The sequence below is a fragment of the Spongiactinospora sp. 9N601 genome, from assembly GCF_044326295.1.
In the GTDB taxonomy this organism is placed as follows: domain Bacteria; phylum Actinomycetota; class Actinomycetes; order Streptosporangiales; family Streptosporangiaceae; genus Spongiactinospora; species Spongiactinospora gelatinilytica.
Genome location: NZ_JBIRBB010000007.1, coordinates 44,847 through 62,552 on the forward strand (window position 1 = coordinate 44,847; position 17,706 = coordinate 62,552).

General features: G+C 66.2%; 19 protein-coding genes. 4 read left to right on the forward strand and 15 right to left on the reverse strand.

Translation table 11 applies throughout. The features are described from left to right. Positions 1–9: 9 nt before the first annotated feature. The 8 genes from ACH34R_RS17590 to amcB form a co-directional block, all read right to left on the reverse strand. On the reverse strand, positions 10–1,089 hold the full coding sequence (locus ACH34R_RS17590) for a glycosyltransferase (RefSeq protein WP_397562505.1): 1,080 nt from the start codon (positions 1,087–1,089) through the stop codon (positions 10–12). Continuing rightward, positions 1,086–1,910: a hypothetical protein gene (locus ACH34R_RS17595; protein WP_397562506.1), complete on the reverse strand. Its 825-nt coding sequence runs from the start codon at positions 1,908–1,910 to the stop codon at positions 1,086–1,088. The genes ACH34R_RS17590 and ACH34R_RS17595 overlap by 4 nt, the downstream gene beginning before the upstream one ends. Before the next feature lie 355 nt (positions 1,911–2,265). Beyond that, positions 2,266–2,556 carry a hypothetical protein gene (locus ACH34R_RS17600; RefSeq protein WP_397562507.1) on the reverse strand — a complete coding sequence of 97 codons (291 nt, stop codon included), beginning with the start codon at positions 2,554–2,556 and terminating at the stop codon, positions 2,266–2,268. A 333-nt stretch (positions 2,557–2,889) separates the two neighbouring features. Continuing rightward, on the reverse strand, positions 2,890–4,041 hold the full coding sequence (gene tgmC / locus ACH34R_RS17605) for an ATP-grasp peptide maturase system methyltransferase (protein ID WP_397562508.1): 1,152 nt from the start codon (positions 4,039–4,041) through the stop codon (positions 2,890–2,892). Between the two features lie 69 nt (positions 4,042–4,110). Then, positions 4,111–4,851 carry a hypothetical protein gene (locus ACH34R_RS17610; protein WP_397562509.1) on the reverse strand — a complete coding sequence of 247 codons (741 nt, stop codon included), beginning with the start codon at positions 4,849–4,851 and terminating at the stop codon, positions 4,111–4,113. 25 nt (positions 4,852–4,876) lie between these two features. Then, positions 4,877–5,545, reverse strand: coding sequence for a pentapeptide repeat-containing protein (locus tag ACH34R_RS17615; protein WP_397562510.1), 669 nt, complete (start codon positions 5,543–5,545; stop codon positions 4,877–4,879). 93 nt (positions 5,546–5,638) lie between these two features. Beyond that, positions 5,639–5,812 (reverse strand): multiple cyclophane-containing RiPP AmcA, encoded by a 174-nt coding sequence (gene amcA, locus ACH34R_RS17620; protein ID WP_397562511.1) that lies wholly within the window; start codon positions 5,810–5,812, stop codon positions 5,639–5,641. Then, positions 5,809–6,957 (reverse strand): cyclophane-forming radical SAM peptide maturase AmcB, encoded by a 1,149-nt coding sequence (amcB, locus tag ACH34R_RS17625; protein ID WP_397562512.1) that lies wholly within the window; start codon positions 6,955–6,957, stop codon positions 5,809–5,811. The genes amcA and amcB overlap by 4 nt, the downstream gene beginning before the upstream one ends. A 697-nt stretch (positions 6,958–7,654) precedes the next feature. Here amcB and ACH34R_RS17630 point away from each other — a divergent pair. The 3 genes from ACH34R_RS17630 to ACH34R_RS17640 all read left to right on the forward strand — a co-directional run bounded on the left by ACH34R_RS17630 (position 7,655) and on the right by ACH34R_RS17640 (position 9,008). Beyond that, on the forward strand, positions 7,655–8,524 hold the full coding sequence (locus ACH34R_RS17630) for a Scr1 family TA system antitoxin-like transcriptional regulator (RefSeq protein ID WP_397562513.1): 870 nt from the start codon (positions 7,655–7,657) through the stop codon (positions 8,522–8,524). Further along, positions 8,506–8,727 carry a DUF397 domain-containing protein gene (locus ACH34R_RS17635; protein WP_397562514.1) on the forward strand — a complete coding sequence of 74 codons (222 nt, stop codon included), beginning with the start codon at positions 8,506–8,508 and terminating at the stop codon, positions 8,725–8,727. The genes ACH34R_RS17630 and ACH34R_RS17635 overlap by 19 nt, the downstream gene beginning before the upstream one ends. Before the next feature lie 89 nt (positions 8,728–8,816). Beyond that, entirely contained in the window at positions 8,817–9,008 is a 192-nt protein-coding gene (locus tag ACH34R_RS17640; RefSeq protein WP_397562917.1) for a DUF397 domain-containing protein, read from the forward strand. Here the strand turns inward: ACH34R_RS17640 and ACH34R_RS17645 are convergent. Next, positions 8,980–9,567, reverse strand: coding sequence for a hypothetical protein (locus tag ACH34R_RS17645; protein WP_397562515.1), 588 nt, complete (start codon positions 9,565–9,567; stop codon positions 8,980–8,982). The genes ACH34R_RS17640 and ACH34R_RS17645 overlap by 29 nt on opposite strands. A gap of 221 nt (positions 9,568–9,788) precedes the next feature. Beyond that, complete coding sequence (gene tgmC, locus ACH34R_RS17650) at positions 9,789–10,949, reverse strand: ATP-grasp peptide maturase system methyltransferase (RefSeq protein ID WP_397562516.1); 1,161 nt, start codon at positions 10,947–10,949, stop codon at positions 9,789–9,791. 137 nt (positions 10,950–11,086) lie between these two features. Between tgmC (ACH34R_RS17650) and ACH34R_RS17655 the strand changes: the two genes are divergently transcribed. Continuing rightward, on the forward strand, positions 11,087–11,566 hold the full coding sequence (locus ACH34R_RS17655; RefSeq protein ID WP_397562517.1) for an AAA family ATPase: 480 nt from the start codon (positions 11,087–11,089) through the stop codon (positions 11,564–11,566). Positions 11,567–11,789: 223 nt separating this feature from the next. Here the strand turns inward: ACH34R_RS17655 and ACH34R_RS17660 are convergent, their stop codons facing one another. The 5 genes from ACH34R_RS17660 to ACH34R_RS17680 form a co-directional block, all read right to left on the reverse strand. Further along, on the reverse strand, positions 11,790–12,257 hold the full coding sequence (locus tag ACH34R_RS17660; RefSeq protein ID WP_397562518.1) for a hypothetical protein: 468 nt from the start codon (positions 12,255–12,257) through the stop codon (positions 11,790–11,792). A gap of 721 nt (positions 12,258–12,978) precedes the next feature. Continuing rightward, complete coding sequence (locus ACH34R_RS17665) at positions 12,979–13,395, reverse strand: SgcJ/EcaC family oxidoreductase (RefSeq protein ID WP_397562519.1); 417 nt, start codon at positions 13,393–13,395, stop codon at positions 12,979–12,981. 540 nt (positions 13,396–13,935) lie between these two features. Further along, positions 13,936–16,068, reverse strand: a complete 2,133-nt coding sequence (locus ACH34R_RS17670) for a (Fe-S)-binding protein (protein ID WP_397562520.1) — start codon at positions 16,066–16,068, stop codon at positions 13,936–13,938. A 120-nt stretch (positions 16,069–16,188) separates the two neighbouring features. Beyond that, positions 16,189–16,827 (reverse strand): TetR family transcriptional regulator, encoded by a 639-nt coding sequence (locus tag ACH34R_RS17675; RefSeq protein ID WP_397562521.1) that lies wholly within the window; start codon positions 16,825–16,827, stop codon positions 16,189–16,191. Further along, the gene (locus tag ACH34R_RS17680) at positions 16,824–17,642 is read right to left on the reverse strand and encodes a sugar phosphate isomerase/epimerase family protein (protein WP_397562522.1); all 819 of its coding nucleotides are present in this window, start codon (positions 17,640–17,642) and stop codon (positions 16,824–16,826) included. Before ACH34R_RS17680 ends, ACH34R_RS17675 begins: the two co-directional genes overlap by 4 nt. Positions 17,643–17,706 lie beyond the last annotated feature (64 nt).

A 17,706-nucleotide genomic window follows, 5' to 3' on the forward strand; every position in this document is an offset into this window, starting at 1 on the left:
TAAGCGGTATCACCGCAGGGTGGCGAACAGCTCCTCCCACCGCTGCGCCACCACGGGAGCGGCGTACCCGGCGGCGCTCGCCAGCGCGCCCGCGCCGAGCGCCCGGCGGCGCCGTTCGTCGTCGATCAGCGAGAGCAGCGCCGCCGCGTACGCCTCCACGTCGCCCTCGCCCTCCGGCACCAGCAGCCCGTTGCGGCCCGGCGTGACGAACTGCCCCGGCCCACGCGGCCCGTCGAACCCCACCACCGGCACCCCGCACCCCAGCGCCTCGATCACCGTCATGCCGAGCGCCTCGGCCTGCGAGGTGACCGCCACGATGGACGCCTTCGCGAACTCCCCGGTGAGGTCGGGAGTGGTGCCCATGAAGTAGACGTGGTTGTGCAGGCCCAGGGTGGCGACCAGGGCGCGCAGCCGCTTCTCCTCCGAGCCGCCGCCGTACAGGCGCAGCCGCCAGTCGGGGCGCTTGTCGGCCACCACGGCGAACGCGCGCAGCAGCCGGTCATAGCCCTTGACCGGCACCCAGCGCCCGCCCGCGGCCACGATCCGGTTGTCCATCCGCGAACGGGGCCAGGGGGCCGCGGGCAGCGCGTCGGGCACCAGCCGTACGGCGGGGGTGGGGTCCGGGCCTCCGTCGAGTAGCCGCGTCCACTCCTCGGTGGCGGTCTCGGTGGCCGTCACCACGCCGTCCAGCCGCGGATAGAACCGTTTGATCGGAGCCGGGCTCGGCGGCCTGCCCCACTCCCTGGCCAGCTTCAGCACCTCGCGCGGGGCGTGCCTGGCGGCCTGTACGCCGAGCGCCGGCCTGGTGGTGATCAGTACGTCCGCGCGCAGCACACGCAACCTGCGCCACAGCGCGACCTCGGCGCGCATCTCACCGCGCGGGAGCAGGTGGCGCACGCCCGGCCGTACGTCGATCAGCCAGCGCAGCTCCACCCGCGGATCGACCGGGAAGAACGGCCTCTCCCGGTGCCGTTTGACGCTGAGGATCTCCACCTCGTGGCGCTCGGCCAGCTCGGCCGCGAGGTTGACGACGGACCGCACGTCACCGCGCATCCCGTACGCCGAGGGCAGCACCACGCAGATCCTCAAACGCCGACCTCCAGGCGCAGCTCGTCGTCGGCGGTGAAGGCCGGCCGGACGGGCACGCCGTCCACGGTGGCGGCCGGGTAGTGCAGGCGGCGGCGTTTGCCGTCCACGTCGTCGAGCATCGCGCCGAGGCGCAGCGGGCCGGGCACTCCTTCCACCTCTAAGGAGGGCTCCCATTGGCCCGTGGCGGCGCTGGTCGCCTCGACGACGTCGCACAGCGACAGTGCGGCGTGGAACCGGACGCCCTGCACGGTCGCCGCGGCGGTGAGCACCGCATCGGGCGTGCCCTGGTGCAGCGCGAGGCGGGCCTCGTGGCGCGAGTCGTCGTCGGAAAGACCGGTGTAGGCCAGCAGCCCGGTCACCTCGAACCGCCCCTCCCGGAACCACACCGCCCGCACCTCCGCCACCGGCCGCGCCTCGGAGATCTTCAGCGCCAGATTGCCGTTGAGGGTGCGGTAGGCCCGGTAGGCGATGGTCCGCCTGGCCAGCGCGTAGGCGTCGAGATGATCGAGGGAGAAGCCGGGATCGATGCTCTTGAGCCGTACCCGCTGCGCACCCCGCCCGAGGTAGGCGTCCCACCTGCCGGGTTCGAGCCGCAACGCGGCCAGCGACACGGCCAGCGCCGCGTCCCGCACCTCCGGCCCCCACTCCCCCAGCGGCACCCGCCGCTCCTCACCACTGCCCCGGCGGCGTAACACCAGCTCCGCGCCCTGCCCGAGCGGTCGATCCACGGCGAGGCGCAGCGAGAGCACATCGGCCAAGGTGACCTCGGCATCGGTGACCACGACGCGCACCCGCCAGCCCTCCCCCTCGAATTGAGCCACGCGTCTGTGAGGTTACCGTGATTCTTCCGTAATGTGGAGAAGTCGCTTTGTCCAGACTTAACCAGCCTCGCCCAAAGCCTGGCCGGTTAGGGACACAGAACCGGACCCTCCCCCGCGCCGACCGCCGCCGACCGCCGCCGACCGCCGCCGACCGGATCACCGGCCCGCCACGCGCACCACGCGCGCACCACGGCGACCCGATCGGCGCCTCGGGCGAACCGGCCGCCCACGAACGCCACCGCCCGGACGATGGCGACGCACCGCTCCCTGCGCACCCCGCCGGCAGGCACCGCCCGGCCGTCGAGGCATTTCCGTGAATGAGCAGAATATGGATACCGATCGGGCTGTCAGATGGTCATTTAGGCGATGATGATCGAGCTGTTCGGCAAATCGCCGACAGCGCTGCCAAAGCACGGAATGAGAAAGCGGTAACGCAGCTCCCGAGGTATTCAACGAGCTCGTTGAGGAAGCAAATGTTTCGGCTGCCTGAACCCCGGCCTACGGAAAGGTTAATTTCCATGAAGTGAATCGCCGAACAGGCGATCCTGACGACACTGACGTCCGTCGTCGCGGCTGCCGCACTCATCGTCAACGCACCGGCCGCCTTCGCGATCAACCAGGTCAACTGCGGCCGCAGCGACTTCACGGAGATCGAGATCCACTTCGACGGCGGCGGCTATGAGAACAGGTGCTACGCCAATGGCGGTACGGCCGGCCTCCGCGGCGGCGCGTGGTTGCATAAGATCTCGACGGGCAACAACCGCGTCCAGTGGTACGGGGACGGAAGGTGGCAGCCCGATAATCCGATCGGCAAGTGGACGGTATTCCACTTCCCGAACCACCCGAACGGCGTCAGCATAACCGCCATCAGAATCGTCTGACCCACCGGCGATGTCAGGGGCGGCGATCGGGCCCGATCGCCGCCCCGCGCCCTGTTCCCGGTCATTAGTACACCTATAGCGGCAGCGCGCCTGTCCCGTCAGGCCGGTAGCCACCAACTCGGGCCATCCAGGTCCCCGAGCCAGACCCGCTGCCCGGTTCGACCGACCGTCAGCCCGAAGCCCGACTGATGCGGCGAACCCGCGCTCAGCCACACTTCCACAGCCTCTTCAACGGCGTCCCACAGGCGCAACGGTCCGTGCTGACGTACCGTCCAGCCGTTCCCGGCCGGCTCGGTGGTGGCCTGAGAGCCGGTGGCGACATCCAGGAGAAGCACCTCGTCACCGTCGCTGATCAGATCCGCCGACGGCGCGCCGAGCTGCGCCACGAACCTCCCGGTCGAGCCGGTGAGCAGGTTGGGATCGATCCGGCACCTGCGCTCCTCACCCCGGCCGAGATGAAGCACCGTCGGCCTCGGCGGAGGAAGATGCGGACGCGCGGCCATGAACGCGACATCGTGGGAGTCGAAGTGGCCAGAGGCGGTTCCGTCATCGGCGAGGGTGAGGTGCGCCAGTGCCGAGCCTCCCATCCATCCCGACAGGGGCGCGGTGATGGTGCCACCGTCGCGTACCTGCCACATCCACAGAAACGGGATGTACCGCACCGAACAGGTGGCGATCAGCCGGTCGTACTCGGCATTCTTCTCGTACCCCACCAGACCATCACCGATAACGAGGGTGGGGGCATACCCGGCCGTTTCCAACGCCGCGCGGGCGCGAGCCGCCACCTGTGGGTCATATTCGACGCTGGTGATCAGCTCCTCACCCAGCCGCTCACACATGAGCGCGGTGGAGTACCCCGTACCAGTACCGACCTCCAGCACCTTCTCACCGTCGCCGATACCGGCCACTTCGAGCATCTTGACCACCAGACTCGGCATGGTGGAAGACGAGGTAGGCGGCCCGGTCACCCCTCCAGGGGCATCGACGGCGGCGATCCCTGAGACCTGGGTGATCCACGTCTCGTCCTGGTAGACCATCCGCAGCCAGGATTCGCCGGACGTTCTCTGCCTGTGAACCGGGTTCCAGACGGTTCCCCCATCGCCGGTCTCCTTGAGGTAGACGGCATCCCCCACGAACACCTCCCGCGCGACCGCTTCAACAGCGGGCCGCCAGCTCGATCCACGCAGTTCCTCATCGTCAAAGACCCGCGCAGCGAGCTGCCGCCGAAGCACGACAGCGTCCGAAGTCACGTTCTTCCCTTACATCGATGCTGAATGCGATGACGCCATCAAATCTGCGTCCGCCGTACCGGCGCGGGGCTACGGGCGAGGAGGTTCCGGCTGTTCGAGACCCAGCCAGAAGGCCGCTGTAGAGGGCGCGTCCGTACCCAAGGTGGATCCGTCATGTGGTAGCAACTCGGTCGGTGCGAGATATCCATCTCCCTGCTCAAGCCGGATTCGCAGGCAGCGTAGCGGCCGTCCCTCCGCGACATAGCGGCGTACGTCATCGGTGTGCGGCCAGTTCTCGCCTGCGGCCACCCCATACAGCTCCTGGCGTATTTCTTGAATGTCCCGATCGCCGAGGAGTAGGTACCTTGGTCCTGGACCAAGGTTGACGCCCAGCCGACGGCGGGAACGGTGCCGGGTCGCCTGCGGTCGCCGATCGAAGTTGTCCACGTGCAGCCCGATACGCTGATCGATCGAGTGGTCTCTGGTCGTGGTCGTGAGACCTCCACGGCTCAGCACGCACCCGAGGAGTTCGGTCGGCCAGCGGCCGTTGAGCGGGTCGAGCCCCGCCGCCGCGTCCCGCCGGCTGTGCTCGCCTGGGCCGAACAATGGCAACTCGCATCGCACCAGCTCGACAAGGCGGCCGGACTCCGTCGCATCCCGCGCCCGAAACCGATCGGCCTCCTCCCTTGTCAAAGGCTGCCAGTCGTCCACCGGGACTACTGCACCTTCGTCGTAGTCCTCATCCTCATTTCCGCTGGTCTGGCGAACCGTGGCGATCTCACATCGTCCGATCAAGTCGGCGAAGGAATCAGAGATCAAGCGAATGCCCACGCTGTTCCCCCGTTCAATCGAACCGCTAGGCATCCTCGCCGTAGGTGACGTCCAGCTCGGCCGCCAGTGCCTCACCGAGTTGGTGGACCTGCGAGCGCTCGATGGTGACCCCGCTAAGGGAGCTGGTACCGCGGATGGCGGACAGATCCTGGCCACGCAGGTCGCACCCACGCATATGGCCGCCGACGAATTCGGTACGCCGCAGGTCGCAGCCGTCGAACAGGGTGCCGCCGAGGTCCACGCCGGTGAAGGTCGCCTCGTGCAGGGAGCATTCTGTGAAGATCAAACTCCCTGCGGCCCGGCCGCGCTTCGAGGTCGGACGACTGATGAAGGTGGCATAGTCCAGCCGGCATCGTTCGAACAGCACGTCGTCTAGAGTGACATCGTCGAACACGGCTCCGAGGAACTTGCAGTTGGTGAACCTCACCCGAGACAGCTTGCTATCACTCCAGCGCAGCTCGGATAGTTCGCAATCAACGAACTCAATCGAGGCCAACCGCAGGCCGCGAAAAACCACACGCTGTGCCCGGAGGCCGGCAATGCGCCCGGTCGAAAGGGCTACGTCGTTCAGGGAAAGCTGACGCAGGCCGGATCCTGTATAGGCGAACTCGACCAGCTTTCCTTCTTTGCCCACGTCCAGCGAGTTCGTAGGTGTGAGAAATTCCTCCTCTACGGCGGGAAGCAGAACCTGCACACCTCGGATTGTGCTGCATTCCATCGCTTTGTCTCCATTGTAGCTCCAGCGGCCGGTGTCATGGCACCCCACGACGGCACCGGTGACCTGAGCCTACTTCTTGTTCCAGTTATCCCAGCTCGGGCGGTTGTCAAAGGGTCCGGGGCTCTTCTTCCAGTTGTCCCAACTAGGCTGATTGTCGAATCCATCGATCGGAGAAGGACCGCTGGAAGTCAACTCCATCATGACCGGCGCCCGCGAAGCAGCGAGCCGCTCTAGGATCGTCACCCGTTTTCCTCTCGAGTAGCTATGTCGGACAGTGCCGTTACCAGGGCTTGCCGGGAAACACGGCAGTAGTTGGTCTCAGTCCGGTCGAAACGCCCGTGCTCGAAGTACCGGTTGCCTGCCTGGGCACCGCGACACCAGGAGAAGAGGTCGCATGTGGTTTCGCAGCCGTCCAGGCCGTCCAGGAACTCCTGAACATAACGAAGGCGATGGGCATCTTCCAGGATCGCAGGGATGGACTGCCACAGCACGTTGCCGGCCAGGAAGTCGTCGTAAGCCGGGTCGGTGATGCCGGCCAGTTCCGGACTCAGCAGCACCACGTCCCCATTCCAGGCAACTGTGGGGATCGGGTCCAGGAGGTGCTGGTCCCAGTGGGCCTCACGGCCCTCGCGGAGCAGGCGTAGGTAGTGCGCGAGACGCTCGACCTGTCGAATCCGCATCGGATGCCCGTGCTCACGGGACCACATCAGTGTCCGGCACCAGAACTCTTCGGCCTGCCCCCTCGTGACAGACGGCCTCGTCGTGTTGACTCCCTCAAGCTCCTCGATATTGAGCCCCACAGAGCGGGTTCCCAGGGAGGCCAGGAAGTCGAGAACCTCCTCTGGTCTATTGACGGCCTGCGGGCTCACCACCGAGATCACCGAGAAGGGGATGCGGCGCTCCCGAAGAAGGGCGATGCCTCGGGTGATCCGGCCGAAAGCCGACCGCTGCGCGATGTCCACGCGGTCGGAATTCAGCTCTGCGGGACCGTCGATGCTGACGCCTACCTGGATGCCGTAGGCAACGACGAGGTCACACCATTGGGCGTTGATCAAGGTAGCGTTGGTTTGGACACAGTGGCTGACAAGCCCGGCGCGGCGCAGCTCCTCGAACGGCTCCAGCAAGGCCGTGAACTTCCGGGCTCCGAGGGCGAGCGGCTCTCCTCCATGCCAGACGATCTCCAGGGGATGTTCCATATCGGCCATCATTTCCACTGATATGGCGACAGCTCTGGACACCTCCACCGGCATCTCGCTTCTGAGACGGCGATGAGGTAGGTAGCAGTACTGGCAGTCCAGGTTGCACAAAGTGGTCGGCTGAATTATCAAGGCGCGCGGGCGAGATGCGAATCGAAGATCGTAGCGAGCGCGCCCCCCGTGATGTGTCATCGCTTCTCCTGAGGATGCACCACCAGCTAAATGTACCCGGCTGAAAGCCGCCCAACTGGTTAGTGTCCACTACGCCCGATGAGTTCTGTTTCGGAGAAAGCAGGAGGCCCGCCAACCGGGCCCCGCGCCTGAGCGCCTTGCCTGCCATGCCGCCCAGGTGGTCGAAGTCGCGCTCAGGCCGCCAGAACGATCGGTCACATCTGGGCTCGGAATTCGTCGTATGCTCCGCGCCTGGCCTCCAGTACAAAGCGGCTCCAGGAATCTCCTGTGGTGACGATGTGAGAGCGTGGGCCGGCTATCAGGTCACCGATGTGCAGCCTCAGCAGGTCTTCGTACCGCTCCGGTGCGGCAGTGCCGTCCTTTACCGCCGTGAGCCACCTGCTGAACGCTCTGCGCGACATATGAACGCCATGGCTGGTTTCGTCACAGTCGTCCCATATACGCACCCACCCTCCGGTACCGAGCCTGGAGACCTGGACCATCAGCGCCATTAGGCGGCCTCCACCCCTCGGCCCCAGAGAATTGCCCCATTTATCGGTTGTCGCATATCTGTCGACGAGTGTCGTGCAGGCTTCATGATTGTATCCGTCATTCAAAACGTCCAACGAGTGCTGCTAATGTGCCCGAGGTCAGGCGTTCGTGTCCGGCCGAGCCGCGCGACAATTTGGTGATTGTTGGCCGCTCAGCGTGTCACCAGATGTCTGATGCCGTCACCAGCCTGTCGGTCGCCAGGGAAATGGAGCCCCCCATGGCCAAGAAGCCGCACTCCCCTAAGACCCGTTTCGGCGCCGAACTGCGCCGCCGTCGCGAAGAAAAGGGCTGGACCCAGCGGAGCCTCGCGGCCCACTTGGGGTATGGGCATTCGCTAATCGGTCATATCGAGCGAGGTACCCGAAACCCACAGAAGGTGTTCGCCGAGAGGTGCGATGAGGTTTTTGGGCTCGATGGGTATTTTGTTCGACTCTGGCGCCTCATCAACGAGGCCCCGACAGGCCCGCTGTGGTTCGCCAGATGGAAAGACGAGATCGAGCCCGAGGCCGAGGTGCTCCGGACCTGGGATCCCTTGGTGATTCCGGGCCTGCTACAGACAGAGACGTACGCCCGCGCCCTCATTGCGGGCGGTGAGTCACCCGCTCACGAAATCGAAGATCGGGTACGTGCGCGGATGGATCGCAGGGGCGCCTTGGAGCGGGCGAAGCCGCCGGAGCTCTGGGTGTTCCTTGATGAGGGGGTGTTGTACCGCCAGGTCGGCACTCCACAGATCATGATCGAACAACTCGATCACGTACTGGAGGTGATGGCGAGGCCTTGGGTGAGAGTGCAGGTCGTCCCATCAGGCGCGCGCACCTACGCCGGTCTGGCCGGTGGGTTCATCATCGCGGAATCCGATGGTCAGCCTACTGCCGTCTCCATAGAATCGGCCGGACATGGCGAGGTGTCCACAGAGCCAGAGCTGGTGCACCTGATCTGGCGCCGATATGACAGGATACGGACCGAGGCTCTCCGTCCCGATGAGACCGTAGATTTGATCACGAAAGCGCGGGACCAATGGATGCAACAGAACTGAGCAGCGCCGACCTTTCCTCAGCCGTGTGGAAGAAGAGCAACTACTCTGCGGATGGTGGCGGCAACTGCGTCGAGGTCGCCGACAACATCCCCGGAGTCATCGGAGTAAGGGACAGCAAGAATCCCACCGGCCCGGCGCTCCGCTTCACTCCAGACGAATGGCGGACCTTCCTCACAGGCATCAAAAACGGGAAAACCCCCTAGCCAGCACCCTGACAGGCCCCCATCCCCGCGAAGGGTGGGGGCTTCGCTGACCAATGGATGCAGCAGACGTGAGCAGCACCGGCCTTTCCATGGCCGTCTGGAGAAAGAGCCGTAGGTCAAGCGGCGGCGGCGGCAACTGCGTCGAGGTCGCCGACAACATCCCCGGAGTCATCGGAGTAGGGGCAGCAAGGAATCCCACCGACCCGATGCTCTGCCCCACTCCAGACGATTGGCGGGCGTTCATCGCCCACGTCAAGGGGCCCAGGTGCGCTGCTCGTTGATCTCTTCTTTGGCCCACAATGCGTCGTCCAAGTCGATGTGGGCGTGGTTGGCGATGACCGCAAGGGCGTGCAGGACCTCGGCGAGCTCAGCGGCCAGGGCATCGCTCTGCTTGGTTACTTTGCGGGTGCTCACATTGGCACAAACCGCGCCAACGGCGGCGACGAGGTTCACCGCATGTTCGACGAGACCAGAAGCGTCAGCAAGCCGGCCCCTGGACTGACCGGCCGCTTCCTGCAAGGTGGTCAGGGACACGCGCGCGCCGCTCTGCCGATCGGTCACGGCGGCGTCCAGATCGATGCCGGCCCTGTTGGCGATCGCCAGCACGAAAATGAGGGCATCGGCCAGTTCATGACCGAGATCCCGGCTCGTACCGGCCGGGTCGATGAGCAACCCGGCGTGTTTGCGCGCCGCCTTGCACACCTCGCCGGCCTCTTCGCCCAGGTGCAGGCACTGTTCCATCAGGGTGCTGTCATCCAGGTGGCGAGCGCGTTCCATCGCGACGACATATCGCTGAAGTTCCGCCAGTGACGGAGAGTGCCCAGTCGAAAACGGACGCATGGCCGGTCACGCTAGCAGCCACCGTTGGACCGAGGAGCCGGTGCTAGGTACGGCGAGCGGCCCCCGCACACGCGAAACACCGGAAACCAGGACGCAACCGAGCACGGCGAAGCGGTGGTAGGCGGGCCCCGCCGTACAAGAGCCTGGACCAGAACACACAGCACAGCAGAAGCCCCGCTCAGGAGACCGAACGGCGTACCCCGGCTCCCGGGCGGCATGCGCTACGCCGTGGGCAACCGCCAGGCCGGCCCGTCTGGGGCGCCGAGCCAGACGTGCTGGTCGTCGCGGGTGACGGTCATGCCGAACCGCGACCATGGCGGGCTGCCCGCCGCCTGCCAGATCAGGATGGCGTCTTCGACGGCATCCCACAGGCGCAGCGGCCCGCGCTGCGACACCGTCCATCCGCCTGCTGATGCCGGACCGATCCTGGCCTGCGAACCGGTGGCCACATCCAGCAACACGACATGCTCACCGCCGCCGATCAGCTCGGCCGAAGGCGCTGCGAGCTGGGCGACGAACCGCCCGGTCGCGCCCTCCAGCGCACGCGGGTCGATCCGGCTCTCCCGCTCGTCACCGTGGCGCAGGTACAGCGCAGAGGGCCGAAGAGGGGCCTGGTGCTGGCGAGCCGGCATGAAGGCGATGCCGTAAGGGGAGAAATGACCAGATGCCGTCCCGTCGTCGGCCAGGGTGAGGTGCGCCAGCACGGTGCTGTGCATCCAGCCCGCGACGGGCGCGGTGATGGTGCCGCCGTCCTTGACCTGCCACATCCAGTGCATGGGGATGTACCGCACCGCGCAGGTGGCGATCACCCGGTCGTATTCGGCGTTCTTCTCATACCCGAGCAGGCCATCCCCCTGGACGAGGGTGGGAGCGTATCCGGCCTCGGCCAGAGCTGCCGCCGCCCTGGCCGCCACGGCGGGGTCGTACTCGATCGAGGTGACGGCATCTTCGCCGAGCCGGTGGCATATGAGCGCGGTGGAGTAGCCCGTCCCCGTGCCGATCTCCAGAACGGAGTCACCCTCACCGATCCCGGCGATCTCCAGCATCCGCACCACCACGCCGGGCATCGAGGAGGAGCTTGTGGGGCTGCCGGTCATCGGTCCAGGGGCATCGGTGGCGGACACTCCGTCAATCTGCGTCACCCACAACTCGTTGGCATACGCCATCCGAAGCCACTCGTCCGCGCCGACATCGGATCGGCGTACCGGCTCCCACAGGCTGCCCTCGGAGGTGTCCCTGCGGCGGAACACGGCATCTCCGAGAAAGGCGTGCCGCTCGACGCCTTCCACCGCGGCCCGCCATCGAGGGTCGTGCAGGTGGTCCCCGCCGGCCAACGTCTCGGCGAGGCCACGCCGCAACACTGCGGCGAGCGGATCGTTCATCTCGTTCTCTTTTCCAGCAGTCCGGCAATCGAATCGGCCACGGCGGCGGCCTGTTCGGTGATCCAGGCCCACTGCCCATTCGGATTGCAGGAGATCGTGAGCTGACCGTGGTCAGGGCGGCGCGGTAGTTTCGGCTGATGGCGAAGATTTTGGTCACGGGGATGTCGGGCACTGGCAAGTCCACCGCGTTGGAGATGCTGGCAGCCCGGGGCCATCGCGCCGTCGACACGGACAGCGACCGGTGGAGCCACTGGGTGATCCTGCCGGACGGATCCCCTGATTGGGTATGGCGGGAGCCGGCCATCGGCGACCTGCTCGCCAGCCATCGTGAGGGTGCCCTCTTCGTGGCCGGCTGTAAGACCAATCAGGGGCGGTTCTACCCGCAGTTCGACCACATCGTCCTGCTCAGCGCTCCCGCTGAGATCATGCTTGCGCGCATCGCGTCGCGAACGAACAACCCCTTCGGTAAGCGGCCCGAGGAACGTGAGGCCATCCTGTGCGACCTGGCCGACGTGGAGCCGTTGCTCAGGGCCACCTGCACTGTCGAGATCGATGCCGGTGCACCGATCGACAGTGTCGTTGATCAGCTTGAGGAACTGGCGCAAACGACGTTATGACCAGGAGTTGCGTGGAGCGGGCGCTCCAGCCCTGCGCCTTGCCGGTGGTGGTGTGCTTGACGGGCGACGAGCTGGACGCCATCCCAGGCGTTCATGCCGCCCACGGCAGCCACGATTGGGCGATGTGAACCACGCGAGGCCCATGGCACGACTACTGCGCTTGTGATCACAATGATGCCGACAGCGCCATGCTTGGAACAGGATCTGCCCAGAGGAAGTGCGTTCAGGAAAGTTGGACGAATGTGCCTGAGCCCCTGGACGCTGGCGGCACGTCATGCGGCGCCAGTCGGGCTATGGGGACTTGATGGTACTTCGTCACTTGATGCCGTTCATAGATGGAAGCTTTGCCGAGGACCCGTTTGAGCACCGGACCACGCTCCGCATCCTTAGTAAGCAAGGCAACATCGACCGGAACCTCCTGGTCGAAGAGTGCTGCGGCTGTAGCTGTGCGCAGGGCGATCGGAAGTCGAGTCTCGCTCTCAGCAGCGAGCACAATGCAGTCATTGCCATCCCGGAGGTAGCAAACCATCACGATTTCCCCGAGCGGGGCGTCCGGTCCCTTGATGGTGAGACGTGCGCCCGGCATGCCGTGGATCCGATAGAACACCAACCGGCCTCTGGAGACTGTGAACACTACTCGATTGATATAGCCGATGATGGACAGCAGCGCGGTATCGAAAGCGTGACGCACAGCACTCCCTCCGCAGAGCAGCCTGGTCTGTGTTGAGGTCAGTATCTCGGCGAAGTACGCCTACTACACAGGTGGTGGTGAGCATGGGTGGCATACGGCCCGCGTATGGGTCACTCTCATGCACAACGGTAAGGCATGGCCCGGCCTGGATGGCCTGGCCTGGCCTGCCCTGGCCACTTATACAGCCAAAACAACAGACATTCCGCTACGTCTAGCAGTCGGACCGACGGCCAGGATTTGAAGTCCGATATATAGTAGATAGCTAGATGGCCGAGAGGGGAATAACTCCTCTCGGTCTACGGCTTTACATCCGGCCTTTATTTATTCGAGTGGGCGAAGTTGGATCGAGTATATTCGTGATGCAAGGCAGATGATGACTTCCGGGTAGCTGGATCTTGATGCCCATCGCCGCCGCCGGTCGTCCGCGCCCCGCCCTGGGGGGGCACGTCCGGATCCGAGCTCCGGCACCGATGATGGTCAAATAATCGAGGGCCTTGCCAGTCATCCGCACCCCTTAGCAGTGATTGATTCCCGACACGCCCCTTCTGGCCGATGGTGCCATGGTAGGGCCTAAGATCCAAGTCGGGCCGACTAAAAGTCCCTCGAATGCGACGATGGGCGGCCCAGAGGTGCATCAGCCCCGCGAAAAGACCCCACCTGACGTGCTGGGCGGGGTCTTGGCGTGCGTTTTCCGCTGGGGGTGTGTCGCCATCGAATGCGATCAGTCGGTGTCGGCGACGATGGTGTTCTGGCAGGCGGTCAGGCGCCACTGCCCGTCCTCTTTGGCCATGACGAACATTGGCGTGCCCACGTCCTGCGTCCCGTCGAGGTTCCGGTAGACCTGGCGCACTTTCACGGCTGCGACGTCGGGACGGATGAACAGCACGTGTTCGATCTCGAACGTGACCGTCGCGCCCTGCATTCCTCCAGGAAGTACCTGGTGTGTGAAGGTCGAGATCGCATCACGGCCGAAGAGGCGCTTGCCGTGGCCTGTCGTCCAGATCGCGTCAGCCCGGAACAGGGCGATGAATTCGTCTGGGAGTTCGTTGTTCTGGACGTGCTCGACCTTGGCCACCACCTGCTTGATCGCTTCGATTTCGGCCTGGCTCTCCTGGTCTGCAATATTGGCTGTGCTCATAACCATGGACGATAGGATCTCAAGTTAACTTGAGGTCAATAGTTCGATTGTGCTGGGGGATCTTGGTGCGCATTGATGCCCTCAGGCCAGGAGTTCGAGGGCCTCGGGCGCTTCCCGGGCCGTGGGCTGTCGGCCAGGGGCAATTTCTCTGGAACGTCGGCGCACGGCACACAGCAAGCCCTCACGCCGGGCGAAGCCCGGCACTGGGAAAGCGTCCGAGCGTCAGCGAGGGCCAAGCCCTTCGGGCGCGCGGTAGCGCGCAGGCCCGCCGAAGGGGGCGATACCGGAGAGGCGCCACGTACGACGGCGCCGCCAGCTTTGGAAGGCGTCTCGGGTGCGGGGGTACGGCGAGGGCCACGACGCACGCGAAACGCCGGCACAGGGCTCAGGCGAGTACGGCGGGGCGGCGGTAGGAGGGCCTGCCGTACAGGGCCTGGGCAAGGACACACGGCGCGGGAGAAGCACGACGTCGGGCGAAGCCCGACACCAGGAAGGCGTCCGAGCGCAGCGAGGGCCAAGCCCTTCGGGCCTGTGAAGCTCTTACGGGGTGGGGGTGGGTTCGCCCTTGATGGAGCGGATGAGGAGTTGGGCCACGTCCACGACCTCCAGCGACTCCTTGGCCTCGCCCGCGTTCTTCTTCTCGCTGATCGCGTCCCCCAGCATCACCAGGCAGAACGGGCAAGCCGTCGAGACCCGATCCGGATCGGTGGTCAGCGCCTCGTCCACCCGCTCGGTGTTGATGCGCTTGCCGATCCGCTCCTCCATCCACATCCGCGCGCCCCCCGCCCCACAGCAGAACCCCCGGTCCTTGCACCGGTGCATCTCCTGCGTGCGCACCCCCGGCACCTTGGCCATGATGTCGCGCGGCTGGGCGTAGACCTTGTTGTGCCGCCCGAGGAAGCAGGGGTCGTGGTAGGTGATCTTCTCGTCGATCGGGGCGATCGGGGTGAGCTTGCCCTCCTCCACCAGGTGAGCCAGCAACTGGGTGTGGTGGACGACCTCGTACGTGCCGCCGAGCTGCGGGTACTCGTTGGCGAGGGTGTTGAAACAGTGCGGGCAGGTGGCGACGATCTTCTTCACGCCCGCGTCGTTCAGGGTCTCGATGTTCTGCTGGGCGAGCATCGAGAACAGGAACTCCATGCCCAGCCGCCGCGCCGGGTCGCCGGTGCACGCCTCCATCGGCCCCAGCACCGCGAACTTCACCCCCGCGATGTGCAGCAGTTCGGCGACCGCCTTGGTGGTCTTCTTGGCGCGGTCCTCCAGCGCGCCCGCGCAGCCGACCCAGAACAGGTACTCGGCGTCCTCGGGCATCTTGTCCTCGACCAGCGGAACCTCGAAGTCCAGCTCCTCGATCCACTCGGCGCGCTTCATCTCGGACATGCCCCACGGGTTGCCCTTGTTCTCCAGGTTCTTCAGCATCACCCCGGCCTCGGAGGGGAAGCTGGACTCGATCATGACCTGGTAGCGCCGCATGTCCAGGATGTGGTCGATGTGCTCGATGTCCACCGGGCACTGCTCCACGCAGGCCCCGCAGTTGGTGCAGGACCACAGTACGTCGGGGTGGATCACGCCGTCCTCGCCCACCAGCGGCTTGCCCGCCAGCGCGAGTACGTCCTCGGGCAGGTTCTCGCGTTCGGCCTCGCTCGCCATCAGGTAGGGGGCGATCTTGAAGGCGTGGTCGCGCTGGTCGAGGATCAGCATCTTCGGGGAGAGCGGCTTGTCGGTGTTCCAGGCGGGGCACTGGGACTGGCACCGGCCGCACTCGGTGCAGGTGTAGAAGTCCAGGAAGCCCTTCCACGAGGTGTCCTCGATCTTGCCGCGGCCGAACACGTCGGTGTCGGGGTCGGCCTCCTCGAAGTCGAGGAGCTTGCCGCCGCTGCGCATCGGCTGGGCGGCGCCGTTGCCGTCCGGGCGGCGGGAGAACAGCACGTTCAGGGGGGCGGTGAAGATGTGCAGGTGCTTGGAGTTCAGCACGATGACCAGGAAGACCAGCATGACGCCGATGTGCAGCAGCAGGCCGACGTGCTCCAGCGTCTGGTTGGCGCCCGCGCCGAGCGGGCGCAGCAGGGCCGCCGTGGCCTCGGAGACGAACGCGCCGCCCTCGTAGGGGAAGGCGCCGGTGTTGATGGCCGCGCCCCGGTACAGGAACATCGTCCAGATCACGTTGAAGATCATGATCAGCACGAGCCACGCGCCGCCGAGGTGGGAGCCGGAGAAGCGGGAGTCCCGGCCGAGCGTCTTGGGGGAGTTCTTCGCGCGGATGACGGCGAAGGCGGCCAGGCCGAGCAGCGCGGCGGCGGCGATGAAGTCCTGGAGGAAGCCGAGCACCGCCCAGGTGCCGATCAGCGGGATGTGGAAGTCGGGGGTGCCGGTGATCCCGCCCTGGATCAGCGCGCCGTACGCCTCGATGTAGACGGTGAGCAGGATGAAGAACGCCCACATCACGAAGAAGTGCGCGGTGCCGGACGCCGTCCACTTGAGCAGCTTGCGCTGCCCGAAGACCTCCACGAGCTGGGCCTTCAGCTCGGCGCCCGCGTTGTCCCTGGCGTACGCCACCCGCTCGGGCGCCGGTTGGCCGGCCATGGCGAGCCGATAGAGCCACAGTGCGCGACGGGCCGCCAGCGCCACCGCCACGGCGGTCATCACGAGTCCGATGATCGCTACCAGGAGCACCTGGACCTCCCACAACTACCTTGGCTGTCAGCGTAGACCGCCGCACGCCCACAGCGGCGACAGGGCACCAGGCTAGAACAATGCTCGGTGTATTGTGCGGGCGGGGGCACCCCCGTCTGGTCAGTCGCCCGTCAGGTACCGCTGGATGGCAGGTCCGACCAGCTCGGCGACCTCTTCGATACTGGCCGAGGCGAGCGGTTCCAGCCGCACGATGTAGCGCATCATCAGCATCCCGAAGATCTGCGAGAACGCCGCTTCCATCCGCATCGGCGGCACCCCGGCGACCGCCATCACCCGCCCGAGGATGGCCCGGGTGATGAACTCCCTGATCATCGCCAGGGCCTGATCGTTGGTCATCGCGGTGCGCATCAGCGCCAGGATCGGCTCGCGGGCCGCCGGCTCGGCGGTGACCGTCAGGATCTCCTTGACCAGCCGGTACCCCACCTGGTCCCGCGGCCCCTCAAGTACGCGGGTCACCACCTCACCGGGGTCGGCGGGCAGCCGCATCGCCGCGACGAAGACGCCTTCCTTGCTCTCGAAGTAGTGGTGGACGAGAGCCGGGTCCACCGCGGCCTCCCGGGCGATGCCCCGGATGGTGGCCTTGTCGAACCCCTTCTCGGCGAAGATCTTGCTGGCCGCGGCCAGGATCTGGCCGCGGGTGTCGGCGGTGCCCGGCCGCCTGCCGGGACGCCGGCGCGCCGCCGTACCGCTCTCGTGTTCTTGCGCCGTGCCCGCCCGCCCGGCGCCGGACTCGCTCATGCGCCGGCCGTGGACGCCGCGAGGTGCAGGCGGGCGAAGGCCAGCCCCTCGGCGAGGTCGTCCACCCGCTCACTGCGGCTCGCCGCCTTGCGCGTGTTGATCTCCAGCACCACCAGTCCGCCGTAGCCGGTCGTGGCCAGCCGTTCCAGAATCGGCGCGCAGGGCTGGCCGCCCCGGCCGGGCACCAGGTGCTCGTCCTTGTTGGGCGTGCCGACGCCGTCGGCCAGGTGCAGGTGGGCCAGCCGGTCGCCGAGCTTGGCGGCCATCTCCAGGGCGTCGGTCCCGGACACCGCCGTGTGCGACAGGTCGAGCGTCACCTGCGGGAAGTCGTGGTCTACCGGGTTCCAGCTCGGGGCGTAGGGCACGACCTCGTTGCCGCGCGCCCGCAGCGGGAACATGTTCTCCACCGCGAAGGTCACGTCGGTCTCCTCACGCATCCGGGCCAGGCCGGTCTCGAAGTCGCTGGCGTAGTCGCGCTGCCACCGGAACGGCGGGTGTACCACGACGGTGCGCGCACCCAGCCGCTCGGCCGCCTTCTGCGCCCGCACCAGTTTGGCCCATGGGTCGCGGCCCCACACGCGCTGGGTCACCAGAAGACAGGGGGCGTGGACGGCCAGGATCGGAAGCTGGTAGTGATCGACCAGCCGTTCCAGGACGTCGACGTCCTGGCTCACGGGGTCGGCGCCCACCATGATCTCGACGCCGTCGTACCCCAGCCGGGCCGCCAGCTCGAACGCGTCGGGCGTGCGCTCAGGGTAGACCGACGCGGTCGACAGCGCGATCTTGGCACTGGGCACCCGGAGCACGTCACTCACTTCGCGACCTCATTCGGTAGACACCGCATTCGGTTGACACCGCACATAAGCCAGACTAAGCCGG

Bases quoted from the DNA above. Each gene is read 5' to 3' on its own strand.
- tgmC (WP_397562516.1), bottom strand. From the start codon at position 10,949: ATGAACGATCCGCTCGCCGCAGTGTTGCGGCGTGGCCTCGCCGAGACG.
- ACH34R_RS17630 (WP_397562513.1), top strand. From the start codon at position 7,655: ATGTCTGATGCCGTCACCAGCCTGTCGGTCGCCAGGGAAATGGAGCCC.
- ACH34R_RS17655 (WP_397562517.1), top strand. From the start codon at position 11,087: ATGGCGAAGATTTTGGTCACGGGGATGTCGGGCACTGGCAAGTCCACC.
- ACH34R_RS17640 (WP_397562917.1), top strand. From the start codon at position 8,817: ATGGCCGTCTGGAGAAAGAGCCGTAGGTCAAGCGGCGGCGGCGGCAAC.
- ACH34R_RS17675 (WP_397562521.1), bottom strand. From the start codon at position 16,827: ATGAGCGAGTCCGGCGCCGGGCGGGCGGGCACGGCGCAAGAACACGAG.
- ACH34R_RS17645 (WP_397562515.1), bottom strand. From the start codon at position 9,567: ATGCGTCCGTTTTCGACTGGGCACTCTCCGTCACTGGCGGAACTTCAG.
- ACH34R_RS17665 (WP_397562519.1), bottom strand. From the start codon at position 13,395: ATGAGCACAGCCAATATTGCAGACCAGGAGAGCCAGGCCGAAATCGAA.
- ACH34R_RS17635 (WP_397562514.1), top strand. From the start codon at position 8,506: ATGGATGCAACAGAACTGAGCAGCGCCGACCTTTCCTCAGCCGTGTGG.
- amcB (WP_397562512.1), bottom strand. From the start codon at position 6,957: ATGACACATCACGGGGGGCGCGCTCGCTACGATCTTCGATTCGCATCT.